The following is a 13,722-nucleotide window of genomic DNA, read 5'->3' on the forward strand; positions in this document are numbered from 1 at the left end:
TTGGAGAGCGCATGGATTTTAAACGTCATATCGAATCCGCCTGGAATTTGACCCTCGGCAACATCGTCTCGCTGATTCTCCTGACCCTGGTCATGGTGGCGGTCAGTTCCCTTACACTGGGAATTCTGGCCCCGGTTACCTTGGCCGGCTACACCCAAAGTCTGCTGCTCCTCATCCGCAATGGACGTGAACCCAAAGTTCAGGACCTGTTTTCCCACATGAACCTGTTCCTTCCGCTTTTGGGTTTCGGCATCGCCCTTACGGTGGCCGTTGCAATCGGCTTTACCCTGCTGGTCCTGCCCGGCATTCTTATTGTTGTGGGCGTCACCTTCTGCTGCGTTTACATGCTGCCTTTGATGACCGACAAAAACCTGGGCATCGTGGATGCGATCAAGGAAAGTTACGCCATGGGGCGGCGCGGGGATCTGGTGGACCACGTGGTGGTGGTGGTCATCTTCATTGCCATTTCCGCGATAGGAAGCTCGGTATTCATCGGCGTACTGTTCACCCAACCCCTGGCAACGCTCTTTCTGCTTTTCACCTACGAAGAAAAGATTGCTGGAAGCGCCCCCCCTGCCCCACCGCAGCCCTGATGAGGGCAATGTATCAGGGGCTCGGCGCACCGTGCCCCTGCCAAAGAATCGGAATGTTTATTTGTCATTGTTTGATGGGCTCGTAAATAGCCGCATTTCCGACGGGCTCGTAAAAAGGCCGAGATCAAGGCTTGCGAATCCTGAGGAAGGAGGCGTACTTGGGCGTACGCCGCAGTGACGAAGGATGAGCGTAACGCCGATATCGGCCTTTTTACGCGCCCGTCATTGTTTGGATTTGCGCTTCAGCAACTTCCGATAGGCCGCGTTGAGCCGTATGAATCTCTCCGGATCGCCCCCCTTATCCGGGTGATGTTTCTGGGCCACTTTTCGGTATCTGCGTGTCAACATCCGGCAATCCATCTTTTTAAGGGTTTCGCTTGGCACGCCGAAAAGCCGTGCGGATTCTTCCAGGTTCACCCGTACGCTTTTCGGAGGCTGATAGATCCGATGCCGGTTCATGAAATCCCGTAGGAAATCTCCAAAGGGATCCCGCAGGGGAAAGGCACTGTCGAAGTACATGACCGCGTAGCGCACAAGATGCGGTTGCAGGCATTCGCCGGTCTCTTCCTCCATCCAGAAAGATCGGTCCCGATTCAATTCGCAGAGGGTTTTGACGAAAAAGCGGTCCATTTTCCCCGAGTCGAGGGCTTCAGGGTGGTTACGAGCATAAATTTCAGTAAAGTGGCGTTGCAGGTCGAAAATCTGGTAGGTGTAAAGGGCCAGTTCCCCGGGTTTAAGCTGACGTTCGGCACGAATGAAATCGTGTTCGATCTCGTCCCGGGATTTACGGTCCAGTTTTGCGTAGAAGCGATCCGGTGTGCAGCCCATCTCCCGATGGCTGACCCTTCCCGTTCTTAAAAAATGGAGTCGATATCGATCGAAACGATGGTGGGCCGCGGCCGGGGTGCATTCCTTGGGATCGGAACAACGACGGTCTTTCCGATCGAATCCGTCGATCACCCGCCGGATGTGCGGTGCCAGGAAAGGCAGAAAAACCGGCTCCAGATCGTCCTGGGAAACGGAAATACCTTGATCGGCGATGGCCTTTTCAAGGTTCGTGTCGATGTAAAAGCCATTGCCTCCGGGATAAACGATAAAGCGCGACGGATCGTCGCCTAAATCGAAAAGATCGCGGCTGCGGTATCCATTGTTATGGGAATAGGACTGTCGAATGATGTACCGCCAGCCCATATTTTTATCGGGCACTCGAGCCAGGTACATGGTAAGGTCTCCCGTATACCACGCACAGCGTCTGTTAAAACGCTTCCAACGCCGTACCGTTATTCTGAAAGTTGTTTTTTGAAAGATAATCCTTGTAAGGGAAAACACAAACACAGATAACGACGTCCGCAAACCCAATCGATCAATGCCGCCGGAAAGCGATCATGGATATCGGATTGCGGTCAGTTGCTGCAGCGCGGCGTAGAAAAAAAAGTGCTGTGAATGGCGATCACGGCACGCTGAAGACTGTTTTCACGCACCAGAAAATAAAGGGCGGCGCGAGACGGCCCGAAGGCAATCATGTTGACATTGACGTTGCACCCTGCGACAGCTGCGAAACAGCGTGCGGCAATGCCCTTTTTTCGTGAAAGCCCGTCGCCAACGATACTGATCAGGGCGCTGTCGGCCACTTTTTCGATGCGGCGGAACGGCCGGGGGCGCAGGGACATGAGGGCCTGGCGGCCGGCATCCAGATCGTTGCGCGCCAGAAGCAGGCTGATACAGGTCTGGGAAGTGACCACCGAGCGGATATTGATCCCGTGATCGGTCATGGCAGCGGCCACCTGGGCCAGGATGCCCATGCGGGCGCCCACGCCGGAGGCGAAAATATTGAGCAGACCGATGCCGGTATCGTAGGCCACGCTTTTAATCACGCTGGGAGGCTGCGGGCTTTTTGCACAGATTCGGGTGCCTTCGACATCGGGCCTGACCGTATTGCGTATCGTGACGGGAATTTTTCGAAGCCGGACCGGTTCCATGGTTCGTGGATGAAGGATCTTGGCCCCGAAATAGGCCAGTTCGGCGGCTTCTTCGTAAGAAAGCTCGGGAATCAGCCGGGATTCGGGAACGATTTTCGGATCGGCGCTCATGAACCCATCCACATCCTTCCAGATTTCCAGACATTCGGCCTCAAGTGCGCCGGCTGCAACCGCAGCGGAGTAGTCGCTGCCGCCCCTGCCGAAAGTGGTGATGTCACCTTCGGGTCCCACACCGAAAAAACCGGGCATAAAAACGATGCTCCCTGTTTCCAGAGACGTTTTAAGATGCCGCCTGAAATTGGCCGCCGTTTTTTTGGGCGCCACCGTGGCGTCACCGAACTTGCCATCGGTGATCAGACCGATTGTCTGGGGCATGGCCGTCACGGATGTTATTTCCCGGCTGTTCATCACCGCGGCCAGCAGTTCGGCACAGGTCCGTTCGCCGAAACTGACGATAGTGTCGTAAAGGCGGGGGGTAATCTCGCGAGTAAAACTGAGACCGTAAAGAAGACGCTCCAGTTGGCTGAAGGAACCGGCAAGCGTCTCTTTGCACAACCGCCTCGATTTTTTGTCCTGGATCAAATGGCGTCCCACCTCGGCATGGCGGTTTCGGTAGTGCGCCATAATATCCGGTATCCTGGATTCATCGACCAGGGCCTGCTGCATGGATTCGATCAGAAAATCGGTGATGCCCTTCAGGGCGCTGACAACGATCACGTTGCCCTTGCCGCGCTCGGACAGCAAATCCATAATGGTTTGAATGGTCCTTTTCCCGTTAAGACAGCCGCCGCCGATTTTAATCACCCGCATGCTGATTTCTTGCTCCTCGGTTTCACTGGTTTTATCAAAGGTCTTTTGCCATACCCCAGCACTGGAAAAATGGCAACTGCGGGGCGACCGGTTTTTAGTAGCATATTCCCGAAAACCGTTTGACAAACGTTTTCATTTCCATTAGTGGTATGACAACAGACGTCAAACGACAGACAACTGATTTTTAGCAGGGCCGAGGAAGGAGTTCTCCGATGCCAGAATATAAATCCCTTAAAAAACCGCTGCTTTCGCAAGAGGTTAAGGACGCCATCCAGACTTCCATTGCCGACGAAACCTTTAAACCCGGAGAGAAGCTTCCATCGGAACGGGAACTGGTTGATCAGTTCCAGGTGAGCCGTGTCACCATTCGTGAGGCGTTGAGGAATCTACAAAGCGCGGGGTTGATCGAAATTCGAAGAGGAATCAACGCCGGAGCTTATGTATCGGAACCCAATTCCGATCCGATCACCGAAAATTTCAGGAATCTGATCCATATGGGCCGGATCGGCTTTTCCCACCTTATCGATGCCCGTCTTTATATCGAACCGAGGGCATCGGAAATCGCCGCCAAATACGCCACGGACAAAGATATCGATCGCCTGCAGAAGGTTTTGGATAAGGCTGCGGGTCAAGTTGCTACATCCCGGAAAAGCGCACGCCTTACCAACGTCTCTTTTCATGTTGAAGTCGCTAAAATCACAAAAAATCCAATTATTTTATTTATCACCGAATCCATCACCCAATCCTATTCGGCCACGATCATTGAACTGACGCGAACCCAACTCAGGCGACGGGTGATCCAGAAGTTTATCCTGGGACACCGGGAGATCCTGGCTGCCATCGTGAAGCACAACCCTGCCGAGGCCTATGAAATGACCCGCCGGCATTTGCTCGATACCTACCAGGCATACACCCATGTCCTGCCTGACGATCAAGTCCAGGAAATTGACCGCCGCATTCAACAGGAGAATCATTGTTGGTCCGAGGATACTGAATTGTAAAATTTTGTTTGGTCATAACCGTCCGACGGTTCCCCGATAACCTGCCGCTTTCGGAACTGCAATAAAGCAGTCGACAACACCAAACCCAACTGGAAAGGAGAATGTTATGCCCAAACCGAGCAGGATTGAACTATTGGCAAGCGTCGTTCTCGCGATTGCGCTTTTCGGCCTCGGAGGATGCGCAACCACGGATGCCGGCGTCAATGAAGCTGCGTTCGAACAGAACATCCAGTACGAGGTCGCCCCTTCCGCGGAAATTACGAATATTGCCTACTGCATCAAACCGTACAAGGGCACCGACCGATTGCACATGTCCGTTACGGTGAAAAACAAGGCGGCCGAAACAAAACGGTTTCGGGTAAATATTTTTCTTCCGGACGGGACTTCGGCGGGTGGATTGTACCCGCGCAAGGTCAAGGGCGATGTCACCGGGGTGCCGGCCAGCGAGGAGCATACCCGCGAATTTCCGATGCTCTACAATCAACTGCCCAGCGGTTTCACAATCCTGATCAAGGAACTTGGCTAATCCAGCAGAAAACAAAGAAAGGGGGGTTTTATGCACGCAAAAAGATTGTTGCTCCGGTTCTCAAAACTTATCACTGTATTGTCGGTGGCGCTGTTCTTTGTGACGGCCCATCCAGCGTCTGCCATTGAATTTATTTCCTTCGGAACCGGGAGCCCGGCCGGCACCTATTACTTCCTCGGTGCCGGTTTCGCTTCGCTGATTAACAACAACGTCCCTAATGTTCGGGTGGCAGCCGAATCCACAGCCGCTTCGAATGAAAATGCCCGCTTGATGATTCGCGGTGAAATGGAGATGGGGCTGGCCTGCATGGGGACGCTCAATGGAATCAAGGCTCAGGGGCTGGAGGTCGATAAACTTCGACTGGTCGCCATTGGACACACCAGCGATGTGCATTGGATCGTTCGCAATGAATCTGACATTCAAACCATCGCTGACTTCAAGGGAAAGGTTATTGGCGTAGGACCGGCCGGCAGCGCGACCCTCAACGTGGTATCTAAAAAACATCTGCAAGATGGATGGGGGCTGACATTCGACGATTTCTCACCGAAATACATCTCTTTTTCTGAGGTCACACGTGGACTCCGGGATAAGACCATTGACGCCGGCCTGATCTTTGCCGGTGCGCCTCTTGCTTCTGTCATGGAACTGGCCCGTGACATTCCAATTCGAATTCTCGACATCCAGCCGGACATGCTGGCCGGGCTGCGGGCCAAGTTCAGCAATGTCGTCCCGCTGACCATTCCTGCCGGTACCTACAACGGAATCGATAAAGACATCCACACCTATTGTCTGCCGCAGATGTGGATCTGCCGCACGGATTTGTCCGAGGACCTGGTCTACAAGATGCTCAAGGCGGTTTATGACCATCCGGAAGACCGGGACGCGATCCATCCCATGGCCAAAATGTATATTCCGAAGAACGCATTCCGCGGATCACCGGGTGTTCCCGTAGGGTACCATCCCGGAGCCATCAAGTATTACAAGGAGATAGGCATCTGGGATAAACGGGCCGAGTATTACGAATAGACAACATCATTTATTTTCGTAAAAGCAGCCTTTGGACGGGGGAGGTGCTCGCAAAAGGCCTCTCCCGAAGCCGCATCCGCCACAACATGGTTTGCGCAAAAATGCTGACTTCTATTGCCGATCGCTGGGTGTATACCGGCAGTTCACATGAACCGTCGCGAACTATCTGAAAACGGGGTCAATCATGGAAAACCAAACCAAATCGTCCACCGCAAAAGCTCCCATGCTCATCCGCGTAATTGCCATTGCCATGAGCCTGTTTCAGCTTTACACGGGCATCTTCCAACTTACTGCCATGAATCAGCGGGTCATTCACGTAACCTTTGCCCTGGTGCTGATTTTTCTTCTCTATGGTTTCGACCAGAAGAAAAAACCACGAATCGCATGGCATGGGTACCTCATGGCTGGAGCCGTTTTTTTAATGGGGATTTATGTCCTGGCCAACTGGTTCAAAAAGATTGGCGAATGCGGGATGTGCCCCCCCTGGTACGAACTGGCGATGGGGACGGTCTTTTTGCTGATGTGCATTGAAGCTGCCCGTCGGACGCTGGGATGGATATTTCCGATTATCGCCGTCGTGGCTATGATCTACGCCCGCTTCGGAGAAATATTGCCCAGTTTCCTGGCCCACCGGAATTACTCTTTCGAGCGCATTGTCAGCAACATGTTTATCACCACGGATGGTGTTTTCGGCATGCTGGCGGGTATCTCGGCGACCTACATCTTCCTGTTTATTCTCTTTGGCGCCCTGCTGCGCGCCGCCGGGGGCGGAGAGTTTTTCATCAATCTCTCTTTTGCCCTGTTCGGGCATGTTCGCGGCGGTCCGGCCAAAATCGCCGTTGTGGCATCCTCCCTTTTCGGAATGCTCTCGGGCAGCGGAACGGCGAATGTGGCCGGCACCGGGCAAATCACCATCCCGTTGATGAAGCGCAGCGGCTATAAACCCCATTTCGCAGCGGCTGTGGAAACCGTATCCAGCGCCGGCGGACTGCTGATGCCCCCGATTATGGGCAGCGCCGTTTTCATCATCATGGAGGTTCTGGGAGTCAACTACGTCACCATCATGAAGGCCGGCGGCCTGGCAGCCATCTTGTACTATATCGGACTGTTCTTAATGATCGACATCGAAGCTCAAAAATTGGACATGGCGGGAATGCCCAAGGAGGAACTCCCCAGCCTGAAGCAGACCCTCAAAGAAGGCTGGTTTTTCTTCATTCCCATTTTCGTCCTGATTTTCTTTCTGGTGTATTCGAAGGTCTCGGTCACCCGGGCAGCTTTTTGGGGCGCCGTTTCGATTCCCCTGTGCAGTCAACTGGCCGGTTCCGGTCGACGGATGACCATCCGCCAGTTTTTCGAAGGCCTTGAACAAGGCGCCATCACGGCCCTGCCCGTGGTCGCCATATTGTCTCTGGGCGGAGTCGTGCTTGGCATGATCACCCTGACCGGCTTGGGGCTGATGATGTCGGGCCTGCTGATCAAAATGTCAGGCGGCAATCTGCTGGCCCTGCTTTTCCTGACCATGATCGCCTCGATTATTCTCGGGATGGGCGTCCCGCCTGTGGCGGCCTATATCGTGTTGTCTATTCTCGTCGTGCCAGCCCTGATCAAACTCGGCGTATACCCGCTGGCCGCCCATCTGTTCGTCTTTTATTTCGCTACCATCGCCGGGATCACGCCGCCTATGGCTCCAGATGCATTCGTGGCCGCCGGCATTGCGGACGCCCCCATGATGCGTACCGCCTTTACGGCCTGTCGTCTGGCCCTGGTAATTTTTATCGTGCCGTACATGTTCGTTTATAATAACGCCCTGCTGCTAATTGGAAGCCCCGGGCAGATTGCCCAGGTCTGCATCACCTCCTTCTTCGGTGTTCTCGCGCTTGCCTGTGCCGCCCAGAATTATCTCGGCGGCCGTTTGAACATTGCATACCGGCTGCTTCTGTTTTTCGGCGGAGGGTGTTTGATTTATCCGGGGCTCTATACGGATATCGTCGGTCTGGCAATCGTTCTTGTTCTCCTTTGCGTCCGGGTTCCCGATCTGGTGAAGCGGTTCACCATTGGACTGGTTCAAAGACAGCAAACTACCTGACCCAGAAAGAGACGGTCATGACTTCTCTTTATCTCTCGGAAATGACCTCAGGTGAATGCCGCCGGATTGCAGAGGAAGACGCCGTAGTGGTGATCCCCATGGGGTCCATGGAACTGGAAGGCCGACACCTCCCACTTGGCGTCGACACCTTCGTTGCGGACGGAATTGTCCGTCATTTGAAAGGCGTTTCCGGCGTGTGTGTTGGTCCCACGCTACCCATAGGGTACTCCAAATGGTTTTTGCCTTTCGCTGGTACCATCACTCTGGAGACCGACACCCTGATCCGGGTACTCATCGAATATGTGGAAAGCCTGATATCTGCAGGGTTTCGCCGATTCGTTTTTTTAAACGCCCACAAAGGTAACAATGCCTGCATCGAATCGGCATCCCGCTCCATGATCGACCGCCATCGCATCAAAATTGGCATGTTGAGCGTTTGGAAGCTGGCCCACGAATTGTGTGCGGTCAAGGATGGTATCATCGAGGAGGGTCGTTTCACCCATGCCGGTGAAATCATGACCTCTACGGTCATGGCCCTGAAGCCGGAAACCGTTGTCGACGAACGCATGCGTGGTGACGCGCCCAGGTCGATGCAGGACAGTGCTTTCAAGGTAATAAATTTCCTGGGCGAAGTCTCCTTCAAGGATTCGGTGCAGATCGTTTACCAAGATATCCGTGAAATTACCGATTCGGGTACCATTGGCGACCCAACCTCAGCCAGTGTGGAAAAGGGGGAGGCCATCATCGCACGCCTGTCGGAGTATGCGCGCGCGTTTCTGAAGGAGTTTCGGATGCTGTCCCTGCAGGAGGACCCAACGGAGGTACCATGTCAAGCGTAACACCTGTCCTGGAAGAGATGTTGGTGGATTACATCGCAGGCGCCCATTTTGAAGATCTCGATTCACAAGCGGTCGACCGCTGCAAAAAATTGATTCTGGACACTCTTGGGGTGGCCTTTCCGGGTAGCCGGGCGCCGGGTTGTCCGCAAATCGTCGACCTGCTCGGCTTATGGCAGACTGACCGTGGCGCCTCGGTACTCCTGTCCGGCGTTCAGGTGCCCCCGCCGATGGCGGCGATGGCCAACAGCGCCATGATGCACGCCATGGATTTCGACGATACCCTGGATGCATCGGCTTTGCACACCTTCGTCAATGTGCTGCCAGCTGCGTTGGCAGCGGCGGAAAACAGCAAAACCGTCAGTGGAAAGGAACTGATAACCGCTCTTGTTGTCGGTGTGGACATTATCTGTCGAATCAGTCTGGCTATCGACCGCCCCCTTTCCTGGATTCGAACGGCAACTTGCGGATGTTTTGGCGCCGCTGCCTCGGCCGCCAAGATCCTCGGACTGGATCGGGAAGAGATGTTCAATGCACTGGGGGTCGTTTACGGACAGACCTCCGGAAACGCCCAAGGACTGATGGAAGGCTGCCTGGTCAAGCGCATGCAGCCCGGCTTTGCCGCCTCTGCCGGTGTGCTTTCCGCCTTTCTGGCCGGCCGCGGCATTACCGGGAGCCGCCGCTTTCTCACCGGTCCATACGGATATTATCCGCTTTATGAGCGGGGAGAATTCAATCCTATACCAGTAACCGAAGGATTGGGACGTCATTATTCAGTCGTCGATTTGAGCATCAAACCCTATCCAAGCTGCCGGATGACCCATGCCAGCATCGATGCGGCCCTGGCCCTGAAAGACCGGCTGGGCCCGCCGGACGACATCGACCACATCGATGTATCGGTTTGTTCCATGGGGGCCGAAATGGTGGGCAAACCCTTCCGTATAGGGAACAATCCCCAGGTTGATGCCCAGTTCAGCATCCCCTATACTACAGCCTGCGCGATTATCCGCGGAGATGTCTTTCTGCGAGACTTCGAAGCCGATGCTATTGCCGATCCCACAGTGATGGATCTGGCCAGACGGGTTCGGGTTGTGGCCGATCCCACCCTTCCGGCAAAGGATATCCTTCCGGCCGAGATGACAGTCACCTTGAAGGACGGGGCCATTATTTCAGAAGATGTCCCGATCCCTTTGGGCCATCCACACAATCCCATGAATGCGGACCAATGCCGCCGCAAGTTCCTAAAATGCCTCGATTATAGCGGTTTTTCAATGAGAGAAGAGGCACGCGAAGAGGTGCTTTCAATGATCGATCACCTGGAAACGCTTCCCGATGTGCGGGATCTGATCCGTATCATGGCCGGATGAAGCGTCCCCCCCCCCGAACCCAAGAGAGGATTTCTTCGATGACCGTGAAAGAACTTTTCGACGCCGGTGCCTTGAAATACGACGGCAACCGGCGAAAGGTAATTTACTGCTTCGACGACTTCTATGGGACGCTGTTGGATCTGATCCCTTTTGAACCGGATGGTCGGTTCTCCTTTCTCGATCTGGGCGCAGGAACCGGTTTGGTTTCGGCGCTGATTCGGCAGCGGTTTCCAAACGCCGAGGCGCATCTCCTGGATGTTTCCAAGAAAATGCTTGAAAAAGCCCGAGCACGGTTTTCCGAACAAAGGGCGGTAAGGTTTTATGTCCGCGACTACGCCCGAGAAGCACTGCCCGGCCGATATCCGCTCATTGTTTCCGCCATGTCCATCCATCACCTGTCCGATACGGAAAAGCAGCAGTTGATGCAAAGAATTTTTGACATTCTTACGCCCGGCGGCTGCTTTGTCCACGCCGAGCTGGCCCTTGGCACGACGCCGAATACGGAAGCGTTCTACCAAAAAACCTGGCGCAGGCATCTGGAAGCCACCGATATCGAAAAAGAAGAACTTGATGCCATTTACGAGCGCATGGCCTGTGATCGTCCCGCCACTTTAGAACATCAACTGGCCTGGATGAAGGCTGCCGGGTTCTTGGATGTGGACTGTTTTTTCAAACGTTACAACTTTACGGTTTATGCGGGTAGGAAACCGGAAAAAACTGAGACAAGAGGAGAAACCAATGGAAGTTGAGCCTAAACAGCTTGCCAAGGATTTAGCAAACATCGTCGGCAAGGAAAACGCATTCAGCGACCGGCCCACCGTATTGGCCTATGCCAAAGATACCATGCCCTGGGATGTTGAGCCCCATCATATGCCGTACGCGGTGACCCGGCCAGCCGACAGCCGAGAGGTCGGGGCCATTCTGGCCTATGCCAGCAGCAGAAAAATTCCGGTGCACACCCACGGTTCCGGCACCTCCCTAGTTGGTCTGGGACGGCCCAAAACCAATGCCATCATCCTCGATACGGCCCGGATGCAGGATCTGCAAATTTATCCGGAGAGAGGCTATTTTGAAGTTGGGCCGGGGATGCACATCGGAAAGCTCAGAAAAGCCCTGAATCCATACAATGCCCTGCTCCCAATTTTCCCGGGAAGTGAACCGATCGCCACTATTGGCGGTTCTGTTTCGGTCAACACCAGCGCCCATGCCGTCGATGCCAGCCTATGCAAACCGGGAGATTATGTCCTGGGACTGGAAGTGGTGCTGCCCAACGGCGAGATTCTTCAAACGGGAACGCAATCGACGCGCAAGCCGGCAGGCATCGAGGCGACCAAATTTCTCGTGGGTTCCGAAGGGCTGCTCTGCGTGATCACCCGGATTCGCATGCGCTTGATTCCCAAGCCGCACATGGCCAACATCGTAGCCTATTTCAACAGTACGGAAGAGATCCTTGATACCGTAATGGCCATGTATCGTGAGGGGGTGCCCACACCGCTGTTTTTCGAATACCTGGATGAGAAATCTTCGAAGGTCGGATTCGAAGCCGTCGGACTCGAGGCACCTCCCGGTGCCGTGGCCATGATGAGCATGCATTCGGCCACCGAAGTCGGCTGCCGGGAAAAAGCACGCATTTTCCTGGACTTTGTCAAAAAAGCGAACCCGATCGAAGCTCGGATCGTTTCGGATGCCGCAGAGTGGGATAAGGTTTGGAGCAGCCGGGCTGAAGCCGGCAACTACGTGTATCGGCTCGGCTCGACTTTCGGCAGCGAAATCACCCCCCGGGTGGATAAACTGAAGGACGCTTTTAAGGAAGCGAAAGAACTGATTTTGAACCTGGAAAGCTTTCAGGGCAATGAGTTTTACTCATTCGGCCACATCGGAGCGCCGACGATCCATGCCTATGCCTTCATCCCCACCAAGGACATCCCCAATGAGGTGAAGAAAGCTGTCACGCTGGAGGTTCGCGAGAAAACCGAAGCACTCAACGTCAAATACGGTGGGTGTGGAGGCGAATGGGGCCTGACGGCACAGCGGGCCGGATTTCTCGAAAAGAAGTACGGCCCCGTTTATACGCAGACACTGACGCGCCTGAAAAAAACCTTCGATCCTGAAAATATTCTCAACCGGGGGAATCTGGAGGGCTGGTTGTGAAAAGAGACGAGATGGAACAGGAAATGCTTCTCAAGGAGCTGGCAAAATGCCGCTCCTGTAGATTCTGTGTGGATGTCTGCCCGACCTATCAGTCATACGGAGGCGTTGAAAGCTTTTCCTCATACGGACGCATGCAAATCATCAAGCACTTGCTAAACGGAACCCTTGAATTCGACGATGCGCTGACATACTGCCTTTATAGCTGCCTGCAGTGCCGGCGCTGCGAAGTTGTGTGCAAGAGCAAAGGCCAGAATCTGGATATCTGCGAGCTGATTCAGCGCGGTCGCCGGTTACTTTCGGCCCGTTTGGCCCGGGGAGGAAAACATGCGAAACTCTAAAGTTTTGATTTCACAGGCCTTGAACACCATCTGCGGCAATCTGAAGCGGACCGGCGATCCACTGGGCCTGAAAAAGGCATACTGGACGCATTGGGCCGACGGACTGGGCCTGGCCACGCAGGGATCTACGCTTCTTTATACGGCCCGGATGTATCAGATGCTTCCCTATGTGGTCCAAACCACGGAAATGGCCGCGGCCGCGCAGCCGCTGGTGCCCATGCTCTCGGTAAAAGTGGTTGCCAAGATGGCCGAATTTGCAGGTGCGGTAGCCGCTGATCCGATTATCCGCATAGGTGCACGGCGGGAAACCGAAATCCGGCAGCGATCCGAATCGGCCCTCAAGGGCATTGTCGCTGCACTGAAAAGGGCTGGAAACCGTCCTGCCTATCTTTTCGAAAAGGAACCGTACAGCGGTGTGTTGCTCTACGATTTAGGGATGGAAGAGGAGGTCGCACCCATTGCCCGCGAAGTGGTCCGGACTCTCAAATCGGTCGGAAGCCAAACCGTTCTGACCGTCGATCCGCATACCACGTTCATGTTGCGGCAGATCTACCCCCGGTACGTCTCCGGTACCAACCTGAACGTGCGCCACTACCTGGAGGTCCTTGCCGGAGAAAAGACGATCTTTCCTGAAACCCGGCCCGCTGGCGTTCCGGAGAAAATCGTTTTGCACGACTCTTGTGTGATGACCCGGGATCTGGGCGTCGTGGAACAGGCCCGTACGGTTCTGGAACGCATGGGGGTGGAGGTCATCGAGCCGGAAAACAATGGAATCAATACAGCCTGCTGCGGTGGACCGGTCGAATACGCCTATGCGGATCTGAGCCGATCGATTTCGTGCATTCGGGCCAGGGAACTCGCCGGCGTCTGCAGCGACGTCCTGGTGGCGTGCCCCATCTGCCTGATCAATCTGATGAAACATGAAAAAGACCTGGGCATCCGGGTTTGGGACATGGGTGAAATCCTGCACAGATGCTTTGCCTCCCCTGCAGCATGATGGTTCATTCCA

The 13,722-nt window shown here is 54.5% G+C and carries 13 protein-coding genes; 11 read left to right on the forward strand and 2 right to left on the reverse strand.

The features are described from left to right. Positions 1–11 precede the first annotated feature (11 nt). Positions 12–593, forward strand: coding sequence for a hypothetical protein (locus GN111_RS05020; RefSeq protein WP_155302703.1), 582 nt, complete (start codon positions 12–14; stop codon positions 591–593). Between the two features lie 222 nt (positions 594–815). Here GN111_RS05020 and GN111_RS05025 read toward each other — a convergent pair whose 3' ends face one another. Together GN111_RS05025 and GN111_RS05030 are read right to left on the reverse strand one after the other, a co-directional pair. Next, positions 816–1,814 carry a hypothetical protein gene (locus GN111_RS05025; RefSeq protein ID WP_155302704.1) on the reverse strand — a complete coding sequence of 333 codons (999 nt, stop codon included), beginning with the start codon at positions 1,812–1,814 and terminating at the stop codon, positions 816–818. 182 nt (positions 1,815–1,996) lie between these two features. Continuing rightward, positions 1,997–3,382, reverse strand: coding sequence for an aspartate kinase (locus GN111_RS05030; protein WP_155302705.1), 1,386 nt, complete (start codon positions 3,380–3,382; stop codon positions 1,997–1,999). A gap of 212 nt (positions 3,383–3,594) precedes the next feature. On the opposite strand from GN111_RS05030, the gene GN111_RS05035 reads away from it, so the two are divergent. From GN111_RS05035 to GN111_RS05080, 10 genes are all read left to right on the forward strand, one after another. Then, positions 3,595–4,383 (forward strand): FadR/GntR family transcriptional regulator, encoded by a 789-nt coding sequence (locus GN111_RS05035; RefSeq protein WP_155302706.1) that lies wholly within the window; start codon positions 3,595–3,597, stop codon positions 4,381–4,383. 106 nt (positions 4,384–4,489) lie between these two features. Further along, a complete protein-coding gene (locus GN111_RS05040; protein WP_155302707.1) occupies positions 4,490–4,909 on the forward strand; it encodes a hypothetical protein in 420 nt (139 codons plus the stop codon). Between the two features lie 30 nt (positions 4,910–4,939). Further along, entirely contained in the window at positions 4,940–5,935 is a 996-nt protein-coding gene (locus GN111_RS05045; protein ID WP_155302708.1) for a TAXI family TRAP transporter solute-binding subunit, read from the forward strand. Positions 5,936–6,119: 184 nt separating this feature from the next. After that, positions 6,120–8,021 carry a TRAP transporter permease gene (locus tag GN111_RS05050; protein WP_155302709.1) on the forward strand — a complete coding sequence of 634 codons (1,902 nt, stop codon included), beginning with the start codon at positions 6,120–6,122 and terminating at the stop codon, positions 8,019–8,021. A 17-nt stretch (positions 8,022–8,038) separates the two neighbouring features. Then, positions 8,039–8,860, forward strand: a complete 822-nt coding sequence (locus tag GN111_RS05055) for a creatininase family protein (protein WP_155302710.1) — start codon at positions 8,039–8,041, stop codon at positions 8,858–8,860. Beyond that, complete coding sequence (locus tag GN111_RS05060; RefSeq protein ID WP_155302711.1) at positions 8,848–10,224, forward strand: MmgE/PrpD family protein; 1,377 nt, start codon at positions 8,848–8,850, stop codon at positions 10,222–10,224. Before GN111_RS05055 ends, GN111_RS05060 begins: the two co-directional genes overlap by 13 nt. Positions 10,225–10,262: 38 nt before the next feature. Continuing rightward, a complete protein-coding gene (locus GN111_RS05065) occupies positions 10,263–10,973 on the forward strand; it encodes a class I SAM-dependent methyltransferase (RefSeq protein WP_170302132.1) in 711 nt (236 codons plus the stop codon). Beyond that, positions 10,963–12,375 carry an FAD-binding oxidoreductase gene (locus tag GN111_RS05070; protein WP_170302133.1) on the forward strand — a complete coding sequence of 471 codons (1,413 nt, stop codon included), beginning with the start codon at positions 10,963–10,965 and terminating at the stop codon, positions 12,373–12,375. Before GN111_RS05065 ends, GN111_RS05070 begins: the two co-directional genes overlap by 11 nt. Further along, positions 12,372–12,713 (forward strand): 4Fe-4S dicluster domain-containing protein, encoded by a 342-nt coding sequence (locus GN111_RS05075; protein WP_155302714.1) that lies wholly within the window; start codon positions 12,372–12,374, stop codon positions 12,711–12,713. Before GN111_RS05070 ends, GN111_RS05075 begins: the two co-directional genes overlap by 4 nt. Continuing rightward, positions 12,700–13,710 (forward strand): (Fe-S)-binding protein, encoded by a 1,011-nt coding sequence (locus tag GN111_RS05080; protein ID WP_155302715.1) that lies wholly within the window; start codon positions 12,700–12,702, stop codon positions 13,708–13,710. Before GN111_RS05075 ends, GN111_RS05080 begins: the two co-directional genes overlap by 14 nt. The last annotated feature ends 12 nt before the right edge of the window (positions 13,711–13,722 follow it).

Source organism: Desulfosarcina widdelii (genome assembly GCF_009688965.1).
GTDB classification, from domain to species: Bacteria; Desulfobacterota; Desulfobacteria; order Desulfobacterales; family Desulfosarcinaceae; genus Desulfosarcina; species Desulfosarcina widdelii.

Bases quoted from the DNA above. Each gene is read 5' to 3' on its own strand.
- GN111_RS05020 (WP_155302703.1), top strand. From the start codon at position 12: ATGGATTTTAAACGTCATATCGAATCCGCCTGGAATTTGACCCTCGGC.
- GN111_RS05025 (WP_155302704.1), bottom strand. From the start codon at position 1,814: ATGTACCTGGCTCGAGTGCCCGATAAAAATATGGGCTGGCGGTACATC.
- GN111_RS05030 (WP_155302705.1), bottom strand. From the start codon at position 3,382: ATGCGGGTGATTAAAATCGGCGGCGGCTGTCTTAACGGGAAAAGGACC.
- GN111_RS05035 (WP_155302706.1), top strand. From the start codon at position 3,595: ATGCCAGAATATAAATCCCTTAAAAAACCGCTGCTTTCGCAAGAGGTT.
- GN111_RS05040 (WP_155302707.1), top strand. From the start codon at position 4,490: ATGCCCAAACCGAGCAGGATTGAACTATTGGCAAGCGTCGTTCTCGCG.
- GN111_RS05045 (WP_155302708.1), top strand. From the start codon at position 4,940: ATGCACGCAAAAAGATTGTTGCTCCGGTTCTCAAAACTTATCACTGTA.
- GN111_RS05050 (WP_155302709.1), top strand. From the start codon at position 6,120: ATGGAAAACCAAACCAAATCGTCCACCGCAAAAGCTCCCATGCTCATC.
- GN111_RS05055 (WP_155302710.1), top strand. From the start codon at position 8,039: ATGACTTCTCTTTATCTCTCGGAAATGACCTCAGGTGAATGCCGCCGG.
- GN111_RS05060 (WP_155302711.1), top strand. From the start codon at position 8,848: ATGTCAAGCGTAACACCTGTCCTGGAAGAGATGTTGGTGGATTACATC.
- GN111_RS05065 (WP_170302132.1), top strand. From the start codon at position 10,263: ATGACCGTGAAAGAACTTTTCGACGCCGGTGCCTTGAAATACGACGGC.
- GN111_RS05070 (WP_170302133.1), top strand. From the start codon at position 10,963: ATGGAAGTTGAGCCTAAACAGCTTGCCAAGGATTTAGCAAACATCGTC.
- GN111_RS05080 (WP_155302715.1), top strand. From the start codon at position 12,700: ATGCGAAACTCTAAAGTTTTGATTTCACAGGCCTTGAACACCATCTGC.